This is a genomic window from Kitasatospora sp. NPDC057965, from assembly GCF_042887135.1.
Classification (GTDB): domain Bacteria; phylum Actinomycetota; class Actinomycetes; order Streptomycetales; family Streptomycetaceae; genus Kitasatospora.
The window spans coordinates 328,977-351,075 of record NZ_JBHVPZ010000007.1 but is presented as its reverse complement, the minus strand read 5'-3'; the positions used below and the strand labels follow the sequence as shown (position 1 = coordinate 351,075).

The following is a 22,099-nucleotide window of genomic DNA, read 5'->3' as shown; positions in this document are numbered from 1 at the left end:
GGCGGACGCCCGCAGGGCCCGTACCGCACGCGCGGTACGGGCCCTGCGGGTCCGGAGGGTGCACCAGGTGCCGGGGCGCCCCGGGTCAGGCGGCCCGGAAGCGGCGCAGCCGCAGACTGTTGGTGAGCACGAAGACCGAGGAGAAGGCCATCGTGGCACCGGCGATCATCGGGTTGAGCAGGCCGGCGGCGGCCAGCGGGATCGCCGCCACGTTGTAGCCGAAGGCCCAGAAGAGATTGCCCTTGATGGTGCCGAGGGTCCTGCGGGAGAGCCGGATGGCGTCGGCGGCCGAGCGCAGGTCGCCGCGGACCAGGGTGAGGTCACCCGCCTCGATGGCGGCGTCGGTGCCGGTGCCCATGGCGAGGCCGAGGTCGGCCTGGGCGAGCGCGGCGGCGTCGTTGACGCCGTCGCCGACCATCGCGACGATCCTGCCCTCGGCCTGGAGGATCTCGACGGTGGCCACCTTGTCCTCGGGCAGCACCTCGGCGTACACGTCCTCGGCCGGGATGCCGACCTCGGCGGCGACCGCCTCGGCAACCAGCCGGTTGTCACCGGTGAGCAGCACCGGCCGCAGGCCGAGGGCGCGCAGTTCGGCGATGGCCTCGGCGCTGGTGGGCTTGACCGCGTCGGCGACCTCCAGGACGGCCCGGGCCGCACCGTCCCAGCCGACCGCGACGGTGGTCCGTCCGGCGGCCTCGGCGGCGCGCTTGGCCCCGGCGAGCGCGGCGGGCAGCGGCAGGCCGTGCTCGGCGAGCAGGGACTCCCGGCCGGCGACCACCCGGTGGCCCTCGACGTCGCCCCGCACGCCCAGGCCGGGGACGTTCTCGAAGCCCTCGACGGCGGGCAGGGTGCCGAGCTTCTCGGCGGCCGCGCCGGCGACGGCGGCGGCGATCGGGTGCTCGGAGGCGTGCTCCAGGGCGCCGGCCAGGCGCAGTGCCTGCTCCTCGGTGACGCCCTCGGCGGTCCGTACGGCGAGCAGGGTCATCCGGCCGGTGGTGACGGTGCCGGTCTTGTCCAGGACGACGGTGTCGACCCGGCGGGTGTTCTCCAGCACCTCGGGGCCCTTGATCAGGATGCCGAGCTGGGCGCCGCGGCCGGTGCCGACCATCAGGGCGGTCGGGGTGGCCAGGCCGAGGGCGCACGGGCAGGCGATGATCAGCACCGCGACGGCGGCGGTGAACGCCTCGGTGGCGCTGTCGGCGGTCAGCAGCCAGACGATCAGGGTGCCGATCGCGATGAGGATCACCACGGGCACGAAGACGGCGGAGATCCGGTCGGCGAGCCGCTGGGCGGCGGCCTTGCCGCTCTGCGCCTCCTCGACGAGCGCGGCCATCCGGGCGAGCCGGGTGTCGGCGCCGACCCGGGTCGCCTCGACCACCAGCCGGCCGCCGGCGTTGACGGTGGCGCCGGTGACGGTGTCGCCGACGGCGACCTCCACCGGGACCGACTCGCCGGTGAGCATCGAGGCGTCGACGGCCGAGGCGCCCTCGACGACCACGCCGTCGGTGGCGATCTTCTCCCCGGGGCGGACCACGAACCGCGTCCCGACGGTGAGGTGCCCGACGGGCAGCCGCACCTCGCGGCCGCCCTGCAGCACGGCGACGTCCTTGGCGCCGAGGTCCAGCAGGGCGTGCAGGGCGGCCCCGGCGCGGCGCTTGGAGCGGGCCTCCAGGTAGCGGCCCAGCAGGATCAGCACGGTGACGGCGGAGGCCGTCTCCAGGTAGAGCATGGACGAGGCGTCGGTGTCGCCGACCGAGAACGAGAACTCGTGCCGCATGCCGGGCATGCCGGCCTCGCCCCAGAACAGGGCCCAGAAGGACCAGCCGAAGGCGGCCAGGGTGCCGAGCGAGACCAGGGTGTCCATGGTCGCGGCGCCGTGCTTGAGGTTGGTCCAGGCGGCGCGGTGGAACGGCAGGCCGCCGTAGACCACGACGGGGCCGGTGAGGGCGAAGGCCAGCCACTGCCAGTTGGTGAACTGGAGGGCGGGGACCATCGACCAGAGGACCACCGGGAGGCTGAGCACGGCGCTGACGAGCAGTCGGTCGAGCAGCGGGTCGGCCGGCTGCGGGTGGGCGGCGCCGGCGGGGGCCTCGGCCGGGGCGACGGGTACCGGCGGCGGGGGGAGTTCGGCGGTGTAGCCGGTGTTCTCCACGGTGGCGATGAGGTCGGCCACGGTGACGTCCGGCGTGAACTCGACCCTGGCCTTCTCGGTGGCGTAGTTGACGGTCGCCTCGACGCCGGCCATCCGGTTGAGCTTCTTCTCGATCCGGGCGGCGCAGGCGGCGCAGGTCATGCCGCCGATCTGGAGTTCGACGCGCTCGCGGACCGCGGTGGGGTCCTCCTGGCCGGCTATGGCGGTCGCCGCGTCCGGGGAGGTGGAGCCCGAGGTGGAGGTGCTCATGTGCTGATCAGCTCCTAGGGGAGGGCACGGCGGGGGCGGGGTTCGCCGGGCCCCCGCCGCGCGGCGGGGGCTCTCAGGCGGCGCGGCCGACCAGCTCGTAGCCGGCCTCGTCGACGGCGGCGCGCACCTGCTCGTCGTCCAGCGGGGCCGCGGCGAAGACGGTGACGGTGCCGGCCTTGGCGTCGGCGGAGACCTCGGTGACGCCGTCGAGGGCGGAGAGCTCCTTGCTGACCGAACTCTCGCAGTGTCCGCAGCTCATGCCGGTGACGGTGTAGGTGATGGTGCTGGACATCGTGGCCTCCGCAAGGTCGGTACGGCCGCGAGCGTACGCCCGGGCCCGGCTGATAACCACACCATACCCCTAAGGGGTATTCCGTAGGGGTACGGATGGTGTGGTGTGGATCGCATTCCGGTTGGCGCTCGGGTGTCGCCCGGGCCTCGGCCGGTGCGCGCTCCGAGAGCAGAGCGTAGGCGTCCGGACACGCCGCGCTCGAAACCGCGCCGTGACATGGGCGGATTCGGGCGCCGGGAGGGGCCGGGAGGGTCCCCGGGGCGCGAAGGGGCCGGGGGTGCGGCGGTGGGCGTACCGCTCGTCCGTTATGTTCGATATGTGTCACCGATCCGCCGTGCCCAGTCGCCGTCCGTCCCGACCGGCGTCGGGCAGCCACCGGCCAGGCGGCGCAGCGCGCTGCTCGCCGTCGACCTGCTCGACCTCCCGTTCTGGCGCCGGGCCACTCCCGCGCTGATCGCGATCGTGCTGGTCGGGATCGCCGACCTGTACTCCGGCCAGGACCGCTACCTCGCGCCGCTGATGACCGTCGTCCCCAGCATCGCGGCGCTCACCCTGAGACCGCTCGAACTGCTCGGCGTCTGCTCGGTCGGCCTGCTCACCGTCTTCGGCCTCAGCCACTACGACCAGGTCGACAACATCAACGACGTCCGCTTCCTGTGGGGCGCGATGGTCAGCTACCTGCTGCTCTCGGTGTTCTCCGCCTGGGTCGCCAGGATCCGGATGCGCCGGGCCGCCGCCTACGCCGCGGTCAGCTCCGTCGCGGAGGCCGCGCAGCGCGCGCTGCTGCGGCTGCCCGGCCCGGTGGTCGGGCCGCTGCACCTCGCGGTGCGGTACGTCTCCGCCGCCGACGCCTCCAGGATCGGCGGGGACCTCTACTCCGTCCTGGAGACGCCGCACGGCACCCGGGTCGCGGTCGGCGACGTGCGCGGCAAGGGGCTCGGCGCGGTGCAGACCGCCGCCGTGGTGCTCGGCGCCTTCCGGGAGGCCGCGTACGACGAGGCCGGGCTGCGCGGGGTGGCCGCCCGGATCGAGGCCAGCGTCGAGCGGCACGTGCCGGACGGCGAGTTCACCACCGCGCTGTTCGCCGAGTTCCGCCGGCCCGGCGTGGTGCAGCTGCTCCAGTACGGGCACGTGCCGCCGATCCGGGTGGACCCGGACGGCCGGGTGCACGTCCTGGACGCGCCCGACCCCTGGGTGCCGCTCGGCCTGGGCCGGCTGGCCCACGGCGAACCGAGCACCTGGGACCAGCCGTTCGGGACCGACGACGTGCTCGTGCTCTGCACGGACGGCGTGATCGAGGCCAAGCACCGGCACAGCGGCGTGTTCTACCCGCTCGCCGAGCGGGTCGGCCCGCTGGTGCGGGGCGCGGCCCGCTCCGCGGCGGAGCTGGAGGCGGCGGTCGGGCGGGTCTACGCCGACCTGTTGGCGCACACCGGCGGCGAACTGCGGGACGACGCGCTGCTGCTGCTGATCACGCGTACGGACACGGCCTGAGACACGCGTCGGTCTCCGGAAGCCCCACGCCCCGAGCCCCGTCGCCGTCAGGCGAGCGGGCGACCAGCAGCCTCGGCGAGGGCGCGGAAGAGCAGGGCGGTGGAGGTGGCGCCCGGGTCCTGGTGCCCGGTGCTGCGCGGGCCCAGGTAGGAGGCGCGGCCCTTGCGGGCCTGCAGCGGCACGGTCGCCAGGGCGCCCCGCTCGGCGCCGGCGGCCGCGGCCGCGGTGGCCTCCGGGAGGTCGGCGCCGGCGGCGACCGCCGCGCGGTAGGTGTCCAGGGCGGGCGTCCAGGCGTCCACGATGGTCTTGTCGCCGGGTTCGGCCTTGCCGAGCTCCCGCACCGCCCGCAGACCGGCCGCCAGCGCCTCGCCGAGCCCGGCCGCGTCGGCGGGTGCCTCGCCGGGCTGCGGCAGCGCGGCGCCGATCGCCCGGAACGCCTTGCCGTAGAGCGGGCCGGAGGCGCCGCCGACCTTGGAGATCAGCGTGGTGCCGGTCCTGGTCAGCAGTGCGCCGGGCCCGGCGGGAGCCGGGGCGTCCGGCGCGTCCAGGGCGGCCAGCACGGCGGTGAAGCCGCGCCGCAGGTTGCTGCCGTGGTCGCCGTCGCCGATCGCGGAGTCCAGCTCGGTGAGCCGCCCGTGCTCCCGCTCGACGGCGGCGGCCAGCGCGCGGACCCAGGCCTCGGCGAGGCGGGTGTCGACGTCCATGTCGGTGCTCCTGTCCGGCCTAGGCGCGCTTGAGGGCGGGGGTGTCCACGGGGGCGTCCCACAGTTCCAGCAGTGGGCCGTCGGCCTTGGTGAGGGTGAGCGAGAAGCCGGCCATGTCCAGGCTGGTCACATAGTTGCCGACCAGACTGCGGGCCACCGTGATGCCCTGCTCGGCCAGCCGGGCGGCGACCTCGCCGAAGACGATGTACAGCTCCATCAGCGGTGTCGCGCCCAGACCGTTGACCAGGGCGATCACCTCGTCGCCGGCGGTCAGGTCGTGGTCGGCGAGGACCGTCTCCACCACCTCGGCGACCAGCTCGCGGGCCGGGCGCAGCCGCTCCCGGCGCCGGCCGGGCTCGCCGTGGATGCCGACGCCGACCTCGATCTCGTCCTCGGCCAGCTCGAAGCCGGGCTTGCCCGCCGCCGGCACGGTCGCCGCGCTCAGCGCGATGGCGAAGGAGCGGGAGGCCGCGTTGACCCGCCGGCCGAGGGCGGCCACCTCGTCCAGCGGCGCGCCGCGCTCGGCCAGCGCGCCCGCGATCTTCTCCACCAGCACCGTCGCCCCGGTGCCGCGCCGTCCGGCCGTCCAGGTGGAGTCCTCCACGGCGACGTCGTCGTTGACCAGCACCGTGCGGACCTCGACGCCCTCCTCGGCGGCCAGCTCCGCGGCGAGTTCGAAGTTCATGACGTCGCCGGTGTAGTTCTTGACGACGAACACCACGCCGGCGCCGGAGTCCACGGCCTTGGCCGCGGCCAGCATCTGGTCCGGGACGGGGGAGGTGAACACCTCGCCGGGGCAGGCCGCGTCCAGCATGCCGGGCCCCACGAAGCCGCCGTGCAGCGGCTCGTGCCCGGACCCGCCGCCGGAGACCAGCGCCACCTTGGGCGCGGCCGGCCGCACGGCCCGGGTGATCACCCGGTTGGTGAGGTCCACCGCCAGCTCCGGATGGGCGGCGGCCACCCCGGCCAGCGCGTCCTCCAGGACGGTCTCCGCGTCGTTGATGAGCTTCTTCACGGCGTACGCGCTCCCCTCGGCAGACGGTGCTGCCCCGACGCTACGCCAGACGGGGGGCCGGGGCACGGAAACCGACACGCCGGAGTGACTCACCCGGCTGGAGCACACCCCCTAGGGTCGGCGGTATGAGTGGACACGTGGGCATCGTTCTGGTCTCGCACAGCGCGGCGCTGGCCGGCGGGTTGAAGGAGCTGCTGGCCGAGCTCGCCTCGGACGAGGTGCGGGTGGTGGTGGCCGCCGGGACCGAGGAGGGCGGGCTCGGGACCAGCGACGAGCTGATCGCGCGGGCCGTGGTCGAGGCGGACGGCGGCGCGGGGGTCGCGGTGCTGCCGGACCTCGGGAGTTCGGTGCTGACGGCGGTGACCGTGCTGGAGGACGAGCCGCGCCCCGGCGTGGTGCTGGTCGACGCGCCGTTCGTGGAGGGCGCGGTGGCCGCGGCGGTGACCGCCTCGACCGGGGCCCCGCTGGCCGAGGTGGTGGCGGCGGCCGAGGAGGCGCGCGGCTTCCGCAAGCTGTGACGGTTCACTTGGCGTCGGCGTAGCACTCCACCACGGCGGTGCTGAGCGGGAACCGCACCGGGGTGTCGCCGAAGACCAGCCGGCGGGCCTCGTCCGCCGCGGCGTCGACCACCGCCGCCACCTCGTCGGCCAGGTTGGCCGGGGTGTGCACCATCACCTCGTCGTGCTGGAAGAACACCAGGTGCGGGCGGTCGGCCGCGGTGGCCACCGGGAGCTCGGCGAGCCGGCGGCGCAGCGCGGCCAGCAGGGCGAGCGCCCAGTCGGCGGCGCTGGCCTGGATGACGAAGTTGCGGGTGAACCGGCCGCGGGCGCGGGCGGACCGGCCGCCGGCGTCACCCGCCGCCCCGGGTGCCTCGGTGAGGTCGAGGAAGTCGGCCGAGGCGGGCGGGCACGGGCGGCCCAGCCGGGAGGCGACCACGCCGCCGTCCTCGCCGGTGCGGGCGGCCGCCTCGACGTAGCCCATCGCGGCCGGGTAGCGGCTGCGCAGGGTGGTCAGCAGCGGGCCGATGTCGCCGCTGGTCTGGCCGTACATGGCGCCGAGCAGGCCGAGCTTGGCCTTGTCGCGGTCGCCCTGGAAGGCGGTGGCGGCCAGTGCCTCGTAAAGGTCGCCGCCGGCGGCGGTACGGGCCAGCCCGGCGTCCCCGGAGAGCGCGGCGAGCACCCGCGGCTCCAGCTGGGCGGCGTCGGCGACCACCAGCAGCCAGCCCGGGTCGGCGACCACGGCGCGGCGCAGGATGCGCGGGATCTGCAGCGCGCCGCCGCCCCGGCTGGCCCAGCGGCCGGAGACCACGCCGCCGACCACGTACTCGGGGCGGAACCGCCCGCCGCGGGCCCAGGCGTCCTGCCAGGCCCAGCCGTGCGCGACGTGGATCCGGGACAGCTCCTTGTAGCGGACCAGCAGCCGGGCCGCCGGGTGGTCGATCGTCTTCAGCTCCCAGGAGCGGGTGGAGCCGAGCGGGATGCCGGCGTCGGCGAAGGCGCGCAGCACCTGGCTGTGCGAGTCGGGGTTGAACGGGCGCCCGCCGAGCGCCCGCTGGAGCTCGACGGCGAGCTCGGCGAGCAGCCGGGGCTGGGTTCCGGGGACGGTGGGGCGCGGGCCGAGCAGTTCGGTGAGCAGCCGGTCGTGGACGTCGACGCTCCAGGGCAGGCCGTCGTGGGCCATCTCGGCGGCGGCCAGCGCGCCCGCCGACTCGGCGGCGGCCAGCAGCCGGAACCGCGCGCGGGCGGCCGGGTCGGTGATCGCGGCGAGCCGGCGCTGCTGTTCGGCGTGCACGGCGACCACGGCGGCCAGCGGGTCGGTGCCGGGCGGCAGCTGGAGCCGGTCGGGGGCGAACAGGGTGTCCTGGCCGTCGCCGGCCTCGGCGGAGCCGGGCTCGGGCAGGTCGGCCGGGACCGGCAGCCCGCGCAGCCGGGCCCAGCCGGCGCCGAGCGAGCGCGGGGCGCCGAACCGGCCCTCGTGGGCGAGCAGCAGCGCCTCGACCAGCCGGAGGTCGTGGCAGCGGGCGAGCCGGTCGGGCAGCCGGGGGAGCAGCGGCGCGTACCCGGAGTCGGCGGCGGCCCACACCCACCGGGGATGCTCGGCGGCCTCCCGGGCGGCGACGGCGGCGGCGAGGTCGGCCACGGGTTCGGGCGGGCCGAGCGGGGCGCCGGCGTCGTCGAGCGGCCGGAGCCGGCCGCCGGGGCCGTGCGGATCGGGGGCGAGGGCGATCCGGGGTGCCATTTGGGCTCCTCCTCCCGTGCGGGCGCTGTTCGGGCTCGGTGCGGACTGTGGACGGGCTTGCGCGCGGACTCCGGCGTGGACTCCGGCGCGGACTCCGGCGCGGACCGTGGCCCGGCCGGGCCGTCCGGGGGCGTACGGTCGGCCGGTGTCGACGGTAGCGGGAGGGTACGACAACCGGAGCCGCGCCGTCCGGAGCGGGCCCCGGGACGCCCCCGGCGCGTGCCGCCGCAGGTGCGCCGGACGGTGCCGGAAAGGGTGTGGGCAGCGCCGATGACAGCGCGTAAGGTCGGCGAAATGACCGAGAACCCGTTCTTCAGGCCCAGTACCCTGGCCTACGAACTGCCGCCGTTCGCCGAGATCCGGCCGGAGCACTACCTGCCCGCCTTCGAGCGCGGGATGGCCGAGCAGCTCGCCGAGATCGCCGCGATCACCGCCGACCCGCAGCCGCCGACGGTCGAGAACACTCTGCTCGCGCTGGAGCGCTCGGGGAGGCTGCTGCACCGGGTCAAGGTGGTCTTCGAGAACCACTCCGCCGCCGACACCACCCCCGAGGTCGACCGGATCGACGCCGGGATCAGCCCCCGGCTGGCCGCCCACCGGGACGCGATCCACCTGGACGCCGCGCTGTTCGCCCGGATCGAGGAGCTGCACGCCGGCCGCGCCGAGGCGGACCTCGACCCGCAGACGCTGCGGCTGCTGGAGCGCCGCCACACCGCGTTCGTCCGGGCCGGTGCCCGGCTGGGCGCCGAGCAGCAGGCGCGGCTCCGCGCGATCAACACCGAACTGGCCGCCGCCTCCTCGGAGTTCCGGCAGAACGTGTCCGCCGACTCGCAGGCCAGGGCGCTGGTGCTGGACTCCGCCGAGCAGCTGGCCGGCCTCTCGGCCGACGAGGTCGCGGCGGCCGCCGAGAACGGCCGGGCGCTCGGGCACCCGGGCAAGTACGTGCTGAGCCTGAAGAACTTCTCCAACCAGACCGAACTCGCCTCGCTGACCGACCGCTCGGTGCGCGAGCGGCTGCTCGCCGCCTCGCTGGACCGCGCCGTCGACACCAACGGCCCGCTGGCGATCCGGATGGCCGCGCTGCGCGCCGAGCGGGCCCGGCTGCTGGGCCACGACACCCACGCCGCCTACGTGGTGGCCGACGAGACGGCCGGCACCGTCGAGGCGGTGGACGCGCTGCTCGCCCGGCTGGTGCCGCCGGCGGTGGCGAACGCCCGTCGCGAGGCCGAGGAGCTGGCCAAGGTCGCCGCCGCCGACGGTGTCGACGAGATCGCCGCGCACGACTGGGCGTACTACTCGGAGCAGGTCCGGCAGACCTCGTACCGGGTGGACGCGGGGGCGCTGCGCCCCTACTTCGAGCTGGAGCGGGTGCTGCGGGACGGCGTGTTCTTCGCCGCCAACCTGGCCTACGGGGTGACCTTCACCGAGCGGCCGGACCTGGTCGGCTACCACCCGGACACCCGGGTCTTCGAGGTGTTCGACGCGGACGGCTCGGCGCTGGGCCTGTTCCTGGGCGACTTCCACGCCCGGGCGTCCAAGCGCGGCGGTGCCTGGATGGACGAACTGGTCAGCCAGTCCGGTCTGCTGGGGCAGCGGCCGGTGGTCTACAACAACCTGAACATCGCCAAGCCGGCGCCCGGCGAGCCGGTGCTGCTCTCCTGGGACGAGGTCCGCACGCTGTTCCACGAGTTCGGGCACGCGCTGCACGGGCTGTTCTCGGACGTCCGCCACCCGTACGTGGCGGGTACGGCGGTGCCGCGGGACTTCGTGGAGTTCCCCTCGCAGGTCAACGAGATGTGGATGGTGTGGCCGGAGGTGCTGGCCAACTACGCCCGGCACCACGAGACGGGCGAGCCGCTGCCGGCCGGGCTGGTCGAGCGGATGGCCGCGGCGGAGTCCTTCGGGCAGGGCTTCCGGACCGTCGAGTACCTGGCGGCGGCCCTGCTGGACTGGGCCTGGCACACCCTGCCGGAGGGCCAGGAGATCGCGGACGCCCGGGAGTTCGAGGCGGCGGCGCTGGCCGGGGCCGGGCTCGCGGTGGCGGCGATCCCGCCGCGCTACCGGACCACCTACTTCGGGCACATCTTCGCGGGCGGGTACAGCGCGGGCTACTACGCGTACATCTGGTCGGAGGTGCTGGACGCGGACACCGTGGAGTGGTTCAAGGGCGACGGCCGGAGCGTGCGGGAGAGCGGCGAGGTGTTCCGGCGCGAGCTGCTGGCGCGCGGCGACAGCCGGGACGCGCTGGACTCCTTCCGCGCGGTGGTCGGACGCGACCCGGAGACCGGGCCGCTGCTGGCCCGGCGCGGGCTGGTCTGAGCCCGGGCGGCCGGAACGATCCCGGGCGGGTACGGCCCGGCGGCGGGCGAGCGGCCCGGCCCGGCGGCACGGTCGGTGCCGCCGGGCCGCGCCCACGCCTCAGCGCGGCTCGACGGTGACGGTGACCGGGGTGCCCGGGCGGGCGTGCGGCAGCCGGACCCGGACCCGGCCGGCGTGCTCGCCGCCGGGCTGCTCGACCTCGGCGAGCGCGCCGTCCGGGGTGACGGTCACCCGTGCCCCGGCGGGGAAGCCGGCGGCGGGCAGGGCGAGTTCGGTGGACCGGCCGGTGCCGTCGGCCTGCCAGCGGACGGTGTGCCGGGTGCCGTCCGCGCCGGTGCGGACGGCGGTGCCGGCGACCGCGACGGGGTACGGGCCGAAGGCCGGTCCGTCGCCCGGGGCGGGCCGCCCGGCGGGGTCGAGCACGCAGTAGCCGCCGTTGCCCCGGCACCAGTACCACATCGTCCAGCCGGCCGCGAAGCCGTCCATCGCGTCGACCTGACGGCGCACCAGCAGGGTGTTGCCGGGGGTGCGGGAGTCGGGCGGGCCCCACTCGCCGACCAGGACCGGCAGCCGGTGCGCGGCCGGGTAGGCGGTGACGGCGGCGGTGTAGCGCTCGACGAAGCCGCCGGACGGGTCCCAGTCGGCACCGGACTCGACGGCGGTGTCGTAGAAGTGCGGCGCGTAGCCGAGCCGGGGCGCGCCCGGGCGCGGGTCGGCGAAGCCGGGCAGCCGGGTCGGGACGCCCTGGCCGACCAGGACCGTCGGTTCGACGAACAGCCAGGCACGGGCGTCCACTCGGCGGACGGCGGCGATCAGCCGGCGGTACATGGCGGCGAGCCGGCCCTGCTCCAGTTCGGCGGCGGAGCGCGCCAGCACCTGCGGGTCGGCCGGGTCGCCGTCCACCGGGCCGAACGGCTCGTTGAACAGGTCGTAGCCCAGCAGCGAGCGGTGGCCGCGCAGTTCGCGGGCCAGCCGGGTGTAGAAGTCGGCCTGCCAGGCGCGCAGGTCGGGGTCGTCGTAGAGGTGCCGGAAGGCGGCCTGGACGGCGGGCTGGAAGTAGCCGGCGAACCAGTCGTCGGGGTCCGCCTCGAAGGGCAGGCCGTCGTCGCGGGTGGCCCAGGGTGGGACGCCGTTGGTGCCGCCGACGAACCGCGGGCCGTAGACGTCCTGGTGGAAGTCGACCAGGACGAGCACGCCGTAGCGGTCCGCCCAGCCGAGCAGCGCTTGCAGCCTTCGCAGTTCGGCGGGGTCGAGGTGGCCGCGGACGGGCTCCAGCCTGGTCCAGGAGACGGGCAGGCGGATCAGCGTGAAGCCCTGGGCCGCGATGGACCGGACGTCCCCTTCGGTGGCCTCGGCGTACTTGTCGAGGTTGAAGCCGCGCAGCCGGAGCCGGCGGCCGGCGGCGTCGGTGAGGTCGGTGCGGCCGTCCGGGGCGGTGGCCGTCCCGGTGGGGAACGCCGGTGCGGGGGAGGGGGATTGGGCCCGGGCCGGGACGGCCGGGAGGGCTAGGGCGGCGGCGAGCAGGAGGGTGGCGGCGGTGCGGCGGGGGCGCATCGGGACCTCCGGGGCGGGCGAGGGTGGGGCCCGATGATGCCGGGGCGGGCACGGCCGCCACAAGAGCGCGGTGCCGGGCGGCCGTTCGAGAAGCCCGCCCGGCGGCCCTCGGCCGGTGCCCTCGGCCGGTGCGCTCAGTCGGTCGGCTCAGTCGGTCGGCTCCGGCGCCGGGCCGGCGGGCAGGACGGCGCTCGGCAGGTCGGCGGCGGCGGCCAGCCGGCCCCAGAGCAGGTCGGCGAGGGCCTGGACCATCCGGGTGCGTGAACAGGGCCGGGACTCCAGCCACCAGTCGCCGGCCGCCAGCACCATGCCGGTGATGGCCCGGCCCCAGGCCTCGGCGAGCAGTTCGCGGTCGGCGCCGAGGTCGATCTGGGCGGCGACGGCCCGGGTGATCTCCTCGGCGATCTGCTGGAGCGCCGGGGCGAGCGCGTTGCCCGCGCCGCTGGGGTCACCCGGCTCGGGGTGGGTGAGCAGCCGGTAGACCTGCGGGCGGGCCTCGATCCCGGCGAGATAGGTGTCCAGCACGTGCTCGACCCGGTCGCGGCGTTCCAGCGGTTCGGCGAGCGCGGCCCGGACGGCGGCCAGCAGCCCGCCGGTGTGACGCTCGGTCAGAGCCCGGACCAGGCCGTTCCGGTCGCCGAAGTGCCGGTAGAGGATCGGCTTGGTGATGCCGGCCTCGGCGGCGATGGCGTTCATGCTGGCGCCCGGGCCCTCGCGCTGGATGACCCGGTCGGCGGCGTTGAGCAGTTGTTCCCGGCGGGGCTCTGGATCCATGCGCGGTTCCCTCGTTTCGTGCGTACGGGCGTTGACACCGGTTACCAAGCAGTAGCAGACTCCGACGATGTTACCGGCGGTAACACCCCGGTCGGTCGCACCCTTCCTCGGAGGCCCCCACCCATGAGCACCTTCTCGCTGGACCCGGGTCCGGACCAGATCGCCGTCCGCGACTGGCTGCACGGCTTCGCCGCCGATGTGCTGCGGCCCGCCGCCGCCGAGTGGGACGAGCGGGAGGAGACCCCCTGGCCGATCATCCAGGAGGCCGCCAAGATCGGCGTCTACTCGCTCGACTTCTACGCCCAGCAGTACTTCGACCCCTCCGGCGTGGGCATTCCGATCGCCATGGAGGAGCTGTTCTGGGGCGACGCCGGGCTCGGCCTGTCGATCGTCGGCACCACCCTCGCCGCCGTCGCGGTGCTCGCCAACGGCACCGACGAGCAGATCGGCACCTGGGCCCCGCAGATGTTCGGTACCCCGGACGACGTCAAGGTGGCCGCGTTCTGCTCCTCCGAGCCGGACGCCGGCTCCGACGTCTCCGCGCTGCGCACCCGGGCCCGGTACGAGGAGGCCACCGACGAGTGGGTGCTGAACGGCACCAAGACCTGGGCCACCAACGGCGGGATCGCCGCCGTGCACGTGGTCGTCGCCACCGTCGACCCGGCGCTCGGCGCGCGCGGGCAGGCCTCCTTCGTGGTGCCGCCGGGCACGCCCGGCCTCAGCCAGGGCCAGAAGTTCAAGAAGCACGGCATCCGGGCCTCGCACACCGCCGAGGTGGTGCTGGACTCCGTCCGGGTGCCCGGGCACTGCCTGCTCGGCGGCAGGGAGAAGCTGGACGAGCGGCTTGCGCGGGCCCGCGAGGGCGTCCGCAAGGGCGGGCGGAATGCCGCGATGGCCACCTTCGAGGCCTCCCGGCCGGCCGTCGGCGCGCAGGCGATCGGCATCGCCCGGGCCGCCTACGAGGTGGCGCTCGACTACGCGAGGACCAGGGTCCAGTTCGGCCGCCCGATCATCGACAACCAGGGCGTGGCCTTCCAGTTGGCGGACATGCGGACCCGGATCGACGCGGCCCGGCTGCTGGTGTGGCGGGCCTCCTGGATGGCCGCCACCAAGCAGCCGTTCACCGCGGCCGAGGGCTCGATGTCCAAGCTGTACGCGGGCGAGACCGCGAAGTGGGTCACCGCGCAGGCGATGCAGATCCTCGGCGGCAACGGCTTCACCCGGGAGTACCCGGTCGAGCGGATGCACCGGGACAGCGCGATCTACTCGATCTTCGAGGGCACCAGTGAGATCCAGCGGCTGGTCATCGCCCGCGCGATCTCCGGGCTGCCGATCCGCTGACCGCCGCCGCTCCGGCGGGCCGCCGCCACCGGGTGACCGTCATCGGGCCGCCGCTACCGGGCGGCCCAGAAGGTGAGCCCGGCCGAGAGGGCGCCCACCGCCGTGCCGACGACCGTCTGCGCCACGGTGTGGTCCCGCAGCACCACCCGGGACCAGCCGATCACCGCGACCAGCGGGAGCAGCAGCAGCCACCACGCTCCGAGCGCGACGGCCAGGCAGACCACCGCACCGCTCGCCACGGCGGTGTGCACCGAGACCTTCCACCAGGCGGTGATCACCAGGATCGGGACCAGCGAGGCGAACATCGCCAGCACCACCGCGGTGAGGTCGCGCGGCGCGTGGGCGAGGAGCATCCCGGTGAGGCCGATCGCGACCGAGACCATGATGAGCGGGAAGAGCGTCAGGCGCCGGCTGCGGTTGCCGACGTGCCGGTCGTCCACAGTGCCCCGGCGCATCCCGTACTGGATGAGCAGGGTGGGGATCACGGCGGTGAAGAGGGCGGCGAACGCGGCCCAGGCGAGGCCGGTCCAGCCGTAGCGGGCCCCGCCGAGCAGGAGCAGCATCGCGATGATGACGTTCTTCGGTTCCAGTCCGTCGGTGATCCGGCGGGCCCAGGACGTCGCGGGCGTGGGGGCGGTCATCGCGTGGTGCTCCAAGGGGACGGCGGTGAATCGGTCGTATTCGATCGGGTGATCGTATCGACCTGTCCCCGGCCCGCCGTCCCCCGGTGAGGGCTCGCAGCCGGGCGGCACCGGTGAGGGCTCGGAACGGATGCGGGCGCGGGGCGGACGAGGGATCAGAACCGGGGCGGGCGGCGTTCGAGGAAGGCGGCCAGGCCCTCGCGGACGTCCGGCGTCTCGCGCGAGCGCCGCTCCCAGGGGGCGAGCGCGGCGGCGGCCTGCTCCGGCGGGACGGCCAGGGCGGCCTTGACGGCGCCGATGGTCTGCGGCGAGCGGGTGGTCAGCAGCCGGGCGAACTCCAGTGCCGCCGCGTCCAGTTCGGCGGCCGGCAGGACGCGTTCGGCCAGGCCCAGCGCGGCGGCCCGCGGTCCGGGCAGCAACTCCCCGGAGAACAGCAGGTACTTGGCGCGGGCCGGGCCGACCAGCCGGGCCAGCCGCAGGGTCGGCACCGCCGGGTAGACCACACCCAGCTTGGCCGGGGTGATGCCGAGCCGGGCGTCCTCGGCGACGAACCGCAGGTCGCAGGCGAGCGCCAGCTGGCAGCCGCCGCCGACGCAGGCGCCGTGCACCACGGCGAGGGTCGGGTGCGGGAAGGCCGCCAGCGCCTCCTCGGCGGCGACGTTGACCGCGTGGTAGGCGTCGGCGCGGTCCGGATCGCCGTAGACGCCGGCGAGTTCGTCGATGTCCGCGCCGGCGCTGAAGGTGCCGCCGGCGCCGGTGACCAGCAGGGCGCGTACCCCCGGTTCCCCGGCGAGCCGCTTCAGCACCTCGGGCAGCGCCTGCCAGATCGCCAGGGTGACGGCGTTGCGCCGGTGCGGGCGGTCGAACTCCAGGACCGCGACGCCGTCCTCGCCGACGTGGGCGTTGAGGCCGTCGGCCCCGGTGGGCAGCGGGGCGCGCTCGCGGGTCAGCAGCGGCCTGGTGGCCATGGGCACCTCCGGGAGGGTGTGGGTGCGGACACTCTCGCAGAGCGCGGCGGTGCCGGTCAGGGCCGGGTGGCGCCGTAGTCGCCGAGTCCGCGCTCGACCAGCGCGAAGGCCCGGTGGGCGTCGGCGAGGGCCTCGGGAAGGACGTCCGCCGCCCGCTCGCCGGCCAGCATCCGGCGCTGGTTCTCCTCCGTCAGCATCAGCTGGATGCCGAGCAGCTGGGAGGCGGCGGCCTTGGCGGCCAGCGGGTCGTGCTCCGGATCCTGGGCGAGCAATTCGGCGGCGAGTTCGGCGCGGGCCTTGGTGTAGAACCCGGCGTACGCCCGCAGCGCCAGCACCGGGGTGCGGTGGACCAGCCGGACCACGTCGATCACCTGCCGCTGGTCGCTCAGCCCGGTCGCGGCGGCGGGGGCGGCGCGCTGGGCGGCGTCGTCGCCGGCGGCGGCATGGCCCTCGGTCCGCTGATCGGCGCGCTGCTCGCGGACCACCTCGGCTGGCGCTGGATCTTCTACGTCAACCTGCCGATCGGCCTGTTCGTCCTGGTCGGCGCGGCGCTGGTGCTGCGGCTGCCCGCCTCGGTCGGCCACCGGGGGCTGGACTTCCCCGGCGCGGCGCTGGCCGCCGCGTTCGCCACCGGCCTGCTGCTGGTCACCGAGTGGGGCGGCAAGACGTACGGCTGGACGTCCCCGCAGCTGCTCGGCCTGGCCGCGGCGACCCTGCTGGCGCTCGGCCTCTTCCTGTGGCGGCAGGCGAGGGCGGCCGAACCGGTGCTGCCGCTCTCGCTGTTCCGGATCCCGGAAATCCGGATCGGCTTCGTGGTGCAGGGACTGGTCGGCATGGGCCTGACCGGCGCGATCATGTACGTGATGCTCTACCTGCAGGTCGCCCGGGGCATCGCCGCGACCTCGGCCAGCCTCTTCCTGCTGCCGATGGCGGTCGGGATGACCGCGATCGGCCTGGTGGTCGGCCGGCTGACGGCGCGGGGCTGGTCGGTCCGCACGGTGCTGGCCACCGGTTCCGGGTGCACCGCGGCGGCGCTGCTGCTGCTCGGGCTGAGCGGGCCGGGGACGTCGCTCTGGCTGGTGGGGGCCGAGCTGGCGCTGCTGGGGGTCGGGCTCGGCCAGCTGATCGGCCACCTGATCACCGTCGTCCAGCTCGCGGCGCCGCCGCACCAGTTGGGCGTGGCGACCACCGGCATCCGGTTCTTCCAGACGCTGGGCGGTGCGCTGGGGGCGGCGCTGTTCGGCACCGCGCTGGCCCGGGTGTTCGAGCGGTACGAGCCGGGGATGCCGCTGGGGGCGGTCGGCGCCCTGAGCGGCGCCGCCCGGGAGCACGCGGTGACCGGGTTCGTGGGCGCGGTGGACGCCGTCTTCCTCTCGGCGGCCGGGGTGATGGCGCTGGCGGTGCTGCTCACGCTGCGGCTGCGGAAGCCGGCGGCGCCGGCGGAGCCGGTGTCCGGGGAGCAGGCGCTGGCCGCCTGAGCGGGGCACGGGCCGGGGACCGGGGGAAGACGGGGCCGGGAAGAGCGGGCCGGGGGAGCGGGCCGGGGGAGCGGGGGAGCGGGGGAGCGGCGGGGCCGGGGGGTCGTTCACCGGCCCCGCCGCCGTGCCGTCAGGAGGCGGGGGCGCCCTGCGGCTTCCACTCGTGGGTGAGCAGCGACCAGACCTCGCCGTCGTGGTGCACGCCGCCGTGCAGGTAGCTCTCCCGCATGACACCCTCCAGCGTGAAGCCCAGGCGCTGGGCCACCGACCGGCTTCGGACGTTCTCCGGCCGGTTGTGCCACTCGATCCGGTGCATGCCGCGGACGGTGAAGGCGTAGTCGATCAGGTGCCGGACAGCGGTGGTGACCAGGCCGTGGCCCTGGCCGGCGGGCTCGGTCCAGACGCCGATCTCGCAGTTGCCGCTCTTGGCGTCGAACTGCACGAACATCACGCCGCCGACCAGCGTGCCGTTCCGCCAGATGCCGTAGAGGCGGGAGCCGTCGGCGGCCTGCCGGTCGGCGTAGCGCTGCAGCACGGCGCGGGCCGAGTCGAGGTCGGTGGCCAGGGCGGCCCAGCCGATCCAGGCGTCGATGTGGGCCCGGCCGCGCTCGATGTGCTCCAGGTACTCGGGTGCCTGCCAGGGCTCCAGTGGGCGGAGCTCGGCGTTCTCGGCGAGGGGGACGGCGAACATGGGCGGGCCTTTCGCGGCGGGGTCGGTGGTGCGGCGGTGGTGGTGCGGGCGGCGGTGCGGCCGGTGGCGCGGACGTCCGTAACAAACGTTTGGTACGTAAGATAACCCCATGACACCCGCCCGTGGAGATCACGAAGCCCGCCGGACCGAAGTCTCCGAGGCCGTCTGGCGGGTGCTGTCCACCCGGGGTTTCGAGGGGCTCACGCTGCGTGCGGTGGCCGCCGAGATGGGGGCCACCACCGGGCTGTTGACGCACTACTTCCCCAGCAAGAAGGCGCTGGTCGCGCATGCGCTGGAGGTGCTGGACCGGCACTCGCTGGCCCGGCCGCGGCGGCTGGCCCCGGCCGACGGGGCGGCGCCGCCGCCCGAGGGGCTGACGCGGCTGCGGGCGGCGCTGCTGGACGTGCTGCCGCTGGACGAGCCGGGCCGGGCGGGCAACCGGATCTGGGTGGGCTCCTGGGACGTCGCGCTGGCCGATCCGGAGCTGGCCGGGGCGCACGCCGCGCGGTACGCGCGGGCCCGCGGCCTGCTGGCTGAGTGCGTGGAGGTCGCCCGGCGGCTCGGCGAGCTCCCGGCCGGCCCGCCGGCGGCCGAGGTCGCGGCGGCGGCGCAGGCCTTCGTCCTGGGACTGGTGGTGCAGGCGCTGTTCGCCCCGGCGGAGTTCCCGGCGCGGCGGCAGACGGAGTTGGTGGACGCCTACCTGGCGCGGCTGACGGCGGGCGGGGACGCCGACGGGGACGCGGGCGGTTCGTCGGCGTAGGGCGTGCCGGTCCGGTGTTTCCGGTACCGGAATTCCCCGCTCGGGTCTTTTCGGAGAGTGCATGACACGGATGGTCACGGGTTATGCGCGCTCGGTGCCGGGCGGAAATGCGCACGGTGCGCGAAGTGCGCGCAGTGCGCGGCGCCGTGACGGCGCGGTGTCGGGTGGTGCCCCCAGCAGGATTCGAACCTGCGACCTACCGCTTAGAAGGCGGGTGCTCTATCCGCTGAGCTATGGGGGCGGGACGGGCGGCGCCCCGGCGGGCGCGACCGTTGCCGGGATCGGGCGGTGGGCGCGTGGCGCCCGCTGTCCGTCCCCGTACCTTGAGGGCGGGGTGTGGGAGTTGGCGGGTCCTTGCCCTGTCGGGGACAGGATAAGGGTGTCCCGTTCCTCGGCCGGGTGTTGCGGCACCGTTGCTGGTGTGTCGGCCTCGGTGGAGCGGTCCGATAATCGCAGGTGAAGGCCGTGAGTGCAGCGGTCTGGCGGTGTTCCGCGCCGGACGTTGTGCACTCGTTACGGGGCTGTCTGCCCACCCGTTATGGATTCGGCACGGAGAAAGCGCCGCGGCCGAGGCCGGCATCGACGCGGGTGGGGGGCCGTATTCGGGTTCGTTCGGTCGGATGACGTGCGCGGACGGTCCCCGGGGCCACCCCTGGGGGTGTCCCGGGGCGGCGGGACGGGCCGGAGATTCTTGTCATGGCCCCGCAGGGTATGGGTGTGATGGTCGCACAAAGGCTGAAATTCACCCCTGCGGGCGACATGGGTTTTCCACAGGCCCGAGTTGTCCACAGGATTTCGGATCTCCCTGGTGCGCATTTCCCGGGAAGCGCACTCTCAACGCGCACCGGTCGATTCCGTACGGTGCATCCGAGAGAGCGGAGCGTGTTGTGAACGAGACCCAGGTGACGGTGATCGGGAATGTCGCCACCGAGGTGACGTACACCCAGACCCCCGGCGGGGTGCCGGTCGCCAACTTCCGGCTCGCGTCGACCGAGCGGCGCTACGACCGGACGCGGGACGGCTGGGTCGACGGCGAGACGCAGTGGGTGACGGTGACGGCCTGGCGGGCGCTGGCGGGCCACCTGCTCGATTCGCTGGTGAAGGGGGACCCGGTGGTGGTGAGCGGGAGGCTGAGGGTGCGTGAGTGGGCGGAAGGGGAGGCGAAGCGGAGCCGGGTCGAGATCGACGCGCGATCGGTCGGACACGATCTGAGTCGCGGCACCGCGCGGTTCAGCTGGGCGCCGGGTGCGCGGAACGGATCCGCGACCGGATCCGCGGGCGGTTCTCCGGGCGGCTCCCCGGGCGGCTCCCCGGGCCGGGCGGCCGGGGGGTCGGTCGGCGGGGCGGCGGGGCCGGAGGAGGCGTCCGGGGCGGCGTTCGGCGAGGCGGTGCCCGGGTGGATCGTGGACGCCCTGCGCGGTCGGCGGCCGGCCGGGGCAGCCGCCGGCGCGGTGGCGGAGGGGGAAGGCGGGGCCGACGCCTAGCGGCCGGCGAGATGTCCGACGGGGCGGTATCACTGTCGACAAATATGCGAATCGAGAAGGGTGTTGCGACCCGCACGCGCAATCCCGTCCCGGTTAGCGGAATGATCCCGGAATTCTGGCTGTCCGTCAGCTTGTGGAGACACCGAGAGGGTTGATAACGATTCGGATACGGTATCGTCCTAATTTCGCATGGGGGTTTCCGGGCCTCTGACGCTTCATAGGATGCGTCTGGTTCACATCATGAAGCAGCGCCACAGGGGGCGCGGCAGGCAAGGCGGGCTGCCCATCGGCATGGCCCGGCCCGGAGGGATCCCAAGATGTTGCAGAGGCAGGGGCGGACGCTTCCCCGCATCACTACTGTCATGCTCGCGACCAGCGTTGCGCTGGGCGGGGGCCTGTTCGCGGCCGGTGCGGCGGCTGCGGCGGACGCCCCCGGCGGGGCCGTCACGGCGGTGATCAAGCCGACCCTGATGAGCGAGGAGATCGCCATCGAGGGCAGCCACTCCATCCAGGGCGGCCTCTTCACCCTCACCACGCCCGACGGCGAGATCCAGACGTACTGCATCGACATCGACCACCCCGTCGACATCAAGAGTGGCGTCGAGTACCAGGAGTCCGACTGGAAGTCGAGCTCGCTCGGCCGCCCGGACAAGGCCGAGGACGCCTCCAAGATCCGCTGGATCCTGGAGAACTCCTACCCGCAGGTCACCGACCTCAAGAAGCTGGCCGACGCCGCCGGCGTCAAGGGCGAGCTGACCAAGGAGGACGCCGCCGCCGGAACCCAGGCCGCGATCTGGAAGTTCTCCGACGGCAAGACCGCCACCCCGGTCGACGCCGAGGCCAAGCAGCTGCGCGACTACCTCGTCAGCGAGAAGAACAAGGGCATCGCCGCCGAGCCCAAGCCCTCGCTGAGCCTCACCCCCGACTCGGCGTCCGGCAAGCCGGGCAACAAGCTCGGTCCGTTCACCATCAACTCCAGCGCCAACGAGGTGAAGCTCGCCGTCGGCGGCGACTCCGCCGACAAGGTCAAGCTGGTCGACAAGGACGGCAAGGAGGTCAACGGTCTGACCGGCCCGGTCGCCAAGGACACCCAGCTGTTCCTGGACGTGCCCGCGGGCACCCCGGACGGCACCGCCACCGTCAGCGCCGCCGCCGAGACCGTCGTGCCCAGCGGCCGTGTCTTCCTCAGCAAGGGCTACACCCCGGCCAAGCACAGCCAGACCATGATCCTGGCCGGCTCCACCAAGCTCGGCGTCAAGGACGCCACCAAGGCGACCTGGCAGGCCGGCAAGGGCCCGCTGATCGACAGCACCGCGGTCGTCGAGTGCGTCGCCAACGGCGTCAAGGTCTCCGTGGCCAACGGCGGCGACGAGGCCGCCGCGGTCTCGGTGAAGCCGGGCAAGGACCTCACCGTCCAGCCGGGCAAGATCGAGACCCTGGTCGTCAAGGTGGACGAGGACACCGCCTACGACATCACGGTGACCGGCCCGAACGGCTTCACCAAGAACTTCAAGGGCATCCTGGACTGCAAGACCGCCAGCGTGACCACGCCGAGCCCGTCCGCCACCCCGACGACCGCCAAGCCGTCGACCCCGGCGCCGACCAGCCCGGCCCCGACCACCACCACCGCCAAGCCGGCCACCCCGAGCGCCACCCCGTCGGCCTCCGCCACCACCACGGCCGCCCACCCGCTGCCGCCGGCCACCACGGCGCCCGCCGCCACCGGTGGCCTGGCCCAGACCGGTAGCAGCGACGCCACCCCGGTCATCGCCGCCGTCGCCGGCGGTCTGGTCGTCGCCGGCGGTGCCGCGGTCTTCCTGCTGCGCCGCCGCCGCGGTGGCAACGCCGCCTGAGGCCAGACCCGGAGCACGGCCCGGAGCACCGCCCGGCAGGGCGTGATCCGGTGACACCCGGCCCGGCTCCCCGCACCACGCGTGCGGGGAGC

General features: G+C 74.8%; 19 protein-coding genes and 1 tRNA gene. 8 read left to right on the top strand and 12 right to left on the bottom strand.

The features are described from left to right. Positions 1 to 85 precede the first annotated feature (85 nt). Both ACFVVU_RS12200 and ACFVVU_RS12195 read right to left on the bottom strand, forming a co-directional pair. A complete protein-coding gene (locus ACFVVU_RS12200; protein WP_387789574.1) occupies positions 86 to 2,401 on the bottom strand; it encodes a heavy metal translocating P-type ATPase in 2,316 nt (771 codons plus the stop codon). Positions 2,402 to 2,474: 73 nt separating this feature from the next. Continuing rightward, positions 2,475 to 2,693 (bottom strand): heavy-metal-associated domain-containing protein, encoded by a 219-nt coding sequence (locus ACFVVU_RS12195; protein ID WP_380685848.1) that lies wholly within the window; start codon positions 2,691 to 2,693, stop codon positions 2,475 to 2,477. A 318-nt stretch (positions 2,694 to 3,011) separates the two neighbouring features. Between ACFVVU_RS12195 and ACFVVU_RS12190 the strand changes: the two genes are divergently transcribed. Further along, positions 3,012 to 4,187 carry a PP2C family protein-serine/threonine phosphatase gene (locus ACFVVU_RS12190; RefSeq protein ID WP_380685850.1) on the top strand — a complete coding sequence of 392 codons (1,176 nt, stop codon included), beginning with the start codon at positions 3,012 to 3,014 and terminating at the stop codon, positions 4,185 to 4,187. Between the two features lie 47 nt (positions 4,188 to 4,234). On the opposite strand, the gene dhaL is transcribed toward ACFVVU_RS12190, so the two are convergent. Next, complete coding sequence (gene dhaL / locus ACFVVU_RS12185; RefSeq protein WP_387789571.1) at positions 4,235 to 4,891, bottom strand: dihydroxyacetone kinase subunit DhaL; 657 nt, start codon at positions 4,889 to 4,891, stop codon at positions 4,235 to 4,237. A 19-nt stretch (positions 4,892 to 4,910) separates the two neighbouring features. Next, the gene (dhaK, locus tag ACFVVU_RS12180) at positions 4,911 to 5,906 is read right to left on the bottom strand and encodes a dihydroxyacetone kinase subunit DhaK (RefSeq protein ID WP_387789569.1); all 996 of its coding nucleotides are present in this window, start codon (positions 5,904 to 5,906) and stop codon (positions 4,911 to 4,913) included. 125 nt (positions 5,907 to 6,031) lie between these two features. Between dhaK and dhaM the strand changes: the two genes are divergently transcribed. Next, the gene (gene dhaM, locus ACFVVU_RS12175) at positions 6,032 to 6,424 is read left to right on the top strand and encodes a dihydroxyacetone kinase phosphoryl donor subunit DhaM (RefSeq protein WP_387789567.1); all 393 of its coding nucleotides are present in this window, start codon (positions 6,032 to 6,034) and stop codon (positions 6,422 to 6,424) included. A 4-nt stretch (positions 6,425 to 6,428) separates the two neighbouring features. Here the strand turns inward: dhaM and ACFVVU_RS12170 are convergent, their stop codons facing one another. Continuing rightward, positions 6,429 to 8,144, bottom strand: coding sequence for a bifunctional 3'-5' exonuclease/DNA polymerase (locus ACFVVU_RS12170; RefSeq protein WP_387789565.1), 1,716 nt, complete (start codon positions 8,142 to 8,144; stop codon positions 6,429 to 6,431). Between the two features lie 294 nt (positions 8,145 to 8,438). On the opposite strand from ACFVVU_RS12170, the gene ACFVVU_RS12165 reads away from it, so the two are divergent. Then, entirely contained in the window at positions 8,439 to 10,463 is a 2,025-nt protein-coding gene (locus ACFVVU_RS12165; protein WP_387789564.1) for a M3 family metallopeptidase, read from the top strand. A 99-nt stretch (positions 10,464 to 10,562) separates the two neighbouring features. Here ACFVVU_RS12165 and ACFVVU_RS12160 read toward each other — a convergent pair whose 3' ends face one another. Together ACFVVU_RS12160 and ACFVVU_RS12155 are read right to left on the bottom strand one after the other, a co-directional pair. Beyond that, entirely contained in the window at positions 10,563 to 12,017 is a 1,455-nt protein-coding gene (locus tag ACFVVU_RS12160) for a cellulase family glycosylhydrolase (protein ID WP_387789562.1), read from the bottom strand. Positions 12,018 to 12,164: 147 nt separating this feature from the next. Next, positions 12,165 to 12,791, bottom strand: coding sequence for a TetR/AcrR family transcriptional regulator (locus ACFVVU_RS12155; protein ID WP_355368581.1), 627 nt, complete (start codon positions 12,789 to 12,791; stop codon positions 12,165 to 12,167). A 123-nt stretch (positions 12,792 to 12,914) separates the two neighbouring features. On the opposite strand from ACFVVU_RS12155, the gene ACFVVU_RS12150 reads away from it, so the two are divergent. Then, positions 12,915 to 14,132 (top strand): acyl-CoA dehydrogenase family protein, encoded by a 1,218-nt coding sequence (locus ACFVVU_RS12150; protein WP_387789560.1) that lies wholly within the window; start codon positions 12,915 to 12,917, stop codon positions 14,130 to 14,132. 53 nt (positions 14,133 to 14,185) lie between these two features. On the opposite strand, the gene ACFVVU_RS12145 is transcribed toward ACFVVU_RS12150, so the two are convergent. From ACFVVU_RS12145 to ACFVVU_RS12135, 3 genes are all read right to left on the bottom strand, one after another. Continuing rightward, on the bottom strand, positions 14,186 to 14,773 hold the full coding sequence (locus ACFVVU_RS12145; protein WP_387789559.1) for a hypothetical protein: 588 nt from the start codon (positions 14,771 to 14,773) through the stop codon (positions 14,186 to 14,188). Between the two features lie 155 nt (positions 14,774 to 14,928). Continuing rightward, positions 14,929 to 15,741 carry an enoyl-CoA hydratase/isomerase family protein gene (locus ACFVVU_RS12140; protein WP_380687361.1) on the bottom strand — a complete coding sequence of 271 codons (813 nt, stop codon included), beginning with the start codon at positions 15,739 to 15,741 and terminating at the stop codon, positions 14,929 to 14,931. A gap of 56 nt (positions 15,742 to 15,797) precedes the next feature. Beyond that, positions 15,798 to 16,226, bottom strand: coding sequence for a hypothetical protein (locus tag ACFVVU_RS12135; protein WP_387789557.1), 429 nt, complete (start codon positions 16,224 to 16,226; stop codon positions 15,798 to 15,800). Between ACFVVU_RS12135 and ACFVVU_RS12130 the strand changes: the two genes are divergently transcribed. Then, a complete protein-coding gene (locus ACFVVU_RS12130; RefSeq protein WP_387789556.1) occupies positions 16,185 to 17,219 on the top strand; it encodes an MFS transporter in 1,035 nt (344 codons plus the stop codon). The genes ACFVVU_RS12135 and ACFVVU_RS12130 overlap by 42 nt on opposite strands. Positions 17,220 to 17,349: 130 nt before the next feature. On the opposite strand, the gene ACFVVU_RS12125 is transcribed toward ACFVVU_RS12130, so the two are convergent. Beyond that, positions 17,350 to 17,910, bottom strand: a complete 561-nt coding sequence (locus ACFVVU_RS12125) for a GNAT family N-acetyltransferase (protein WP_387789554.1) — start codon at positions 17,908 to 17,910, stop codon at positions 17,350 to 17,352. 109 nt (positions 17,911 to 18,019) lie between these two features. Here ACFVVU_RS12125 and ACFVVU_RS12120 point away from each other — a divergent pair, with 109 nt between their 5' ends. After that, positions 18,020 to 18,670 carry a TetR/AcrR family transcriptional regulator gene (locus ACFVVU_RS12120; protein ID WP_387789552.1) on the top strand — a complete coding sequence of 217 codons (651 nt, stop codon included), beginning with the start codon at positions 18,020 to 18,022 and terminating at the stop codon, positions 18,668 to 18,670. A 165-nt stretch (positions 18,671 to 18,835) separates the two neighbouring features. Here the strand turns inward: ACFVVU_RS12120 and ACFVVU_RS12115 are convergent. Further along, positions 18,836 to 18,911: transfer RNA gene (locus tag ACFVVU_RS12115), tRNA-Arg, on the bottom strand. Positions 18,912 to 19,557: 646 nt separating this feature from the next. Between ACFVVU_RS12115 and ACFVVU_RS12110 the strand changes: the two genes are divergently transcribed. Both ACFVVU_RS12110 and ACFVVU_RS12105 read left to right on the top strand, forming a co-directional pair. Continuing rightward, positions 19,558 to 20,154 carry a single-stranded DNA-binding protein gene (locus tag ACFVVU_RS12110; protein ID WP_387789551.1) on the top strand — a complete coding sequence of 199 codons (597 nt, stop codon included), beginning with the start codon at positions 19,558 to 19,560 and terminating at the stop codon, positions 20,152 to 20,154. A gap of 362 nt (positions 20,155 to 20,516) precedes the next feature. Next, entirely contained in the window at positions 20,517 to 22,007 is a 1,491-nt protein-coding gene (locus ACFVVU_RS12105) for a Cys-Gln thioester bond-forming surface protein (protein WP_387789549.1), read from the top strand. Positions 22,008 to 22,099: the final 92 nt, after the last annotated feature.

Coding starts and splice junctions, on each gene's coding strand:
- ACFVVU_RS12200 (WP_387789574.1), bottom strand. CDS start 2,401: ATGAGCACCTCCACCTCGGGCTCCACCTCCCCGGACGCGGCGACCGCC.
- ACFVVU_RS12195 (WP_380685848.1), bottom strand. CDS start 2,693: ATGTCCAGCACCATCACCTACACCGTCACCGGCATGAGCTGCGGACAC.
- dhaL (WP_387789571.1), bottom strand. CDS start 4,891: ATGGACGTCGACACCCGCCTCGCCGAGGCCTGGGTCCGCGCGCTGGCC.
- dhaM (WP_387789567.1), top strand. CDS start 6,032: ATGAGTGGACACGTGGGCATCGTTCTGGTCTCGCACAGCGCGGCGCTG.
- ACFVVU_RS12170 (WP_387789565.1), bottom strand. CDS start 8,144: ATGGCACCCCGGATCGCCCTCGCCCCCGATCCGCACGGCCCCGGCGGC.
- ACFVVU_RS12165 (WP_387789564.1), top strand. CDS start 8,439: ATGACCGAGAACCCGTTCTTCAGGCCCAGTACCCTGGCCTACGAACTG.
- ACFVVU_RS12160 (WP_387789562.1), bottom strand. CDS start 12,017: ATGCGCCCCCGCCGCACCGCCGCCACCCTCCTGCTCGCCGCCGCCCTA.
- ACFVVU_RS12155 (WP_355368581.1), bottom strand. CDS start 12,791: ATGGATCCAGAGCCCCGCCGGGAACAACTGCTCAACGCCGCCGACCGG.
- ACFVVU_RS12150 (WP_387789560.1), top strand. CDS start 12,915: ATGAGCACCTTCTCGCTGGACCCGGGTCCGGACCAGATCGCCGTCCGC.
- ACFVVU_RS12145 (WP_387789559.1), bottom strand. CDS start 14,773: ATGACCGCCCCCACGCCCGCGACGTCCTGGGCCCGCCGGATCACCGAC.
- ACFVVU_RS12140 (WP_380687361.1), bottom strand. CDS start 15,741: ATGGCCACCAGGCCGCTGCTGACCCGCGAGCGCGCCCCGCTGCCCACC.
- ACFVVU_RS12130 (WP_387789556.1), top strand. CDS start 16,185: ATGGCCCTCGGTCCGCTGATCGGCGCGCTGCTCGCGGACCACCTCGGC.
- ACFVVU_RS12125 (WP_387789554.1), bottom strand. CDS start 17,910: ATGTTCGCCGTCCCCCTCGCCGAGAACGCCGAGCTCCGCCCACTGGAG.
- ACFVVU_RS12120 (WP_387789552.1), top strand. CDS start 18,020: ATGACACCCGCCCGTGGAGATCACGAAGCCCGCCGGACCGAAGTCTCC.
- ACFVVU_RS12105 (WP_387789549.1), top strand. CDS start 20,517: ATGCTCGCGACCAGCGTTGCGCTGGGCGGGGGCCTGTTCGCGGCCGGT.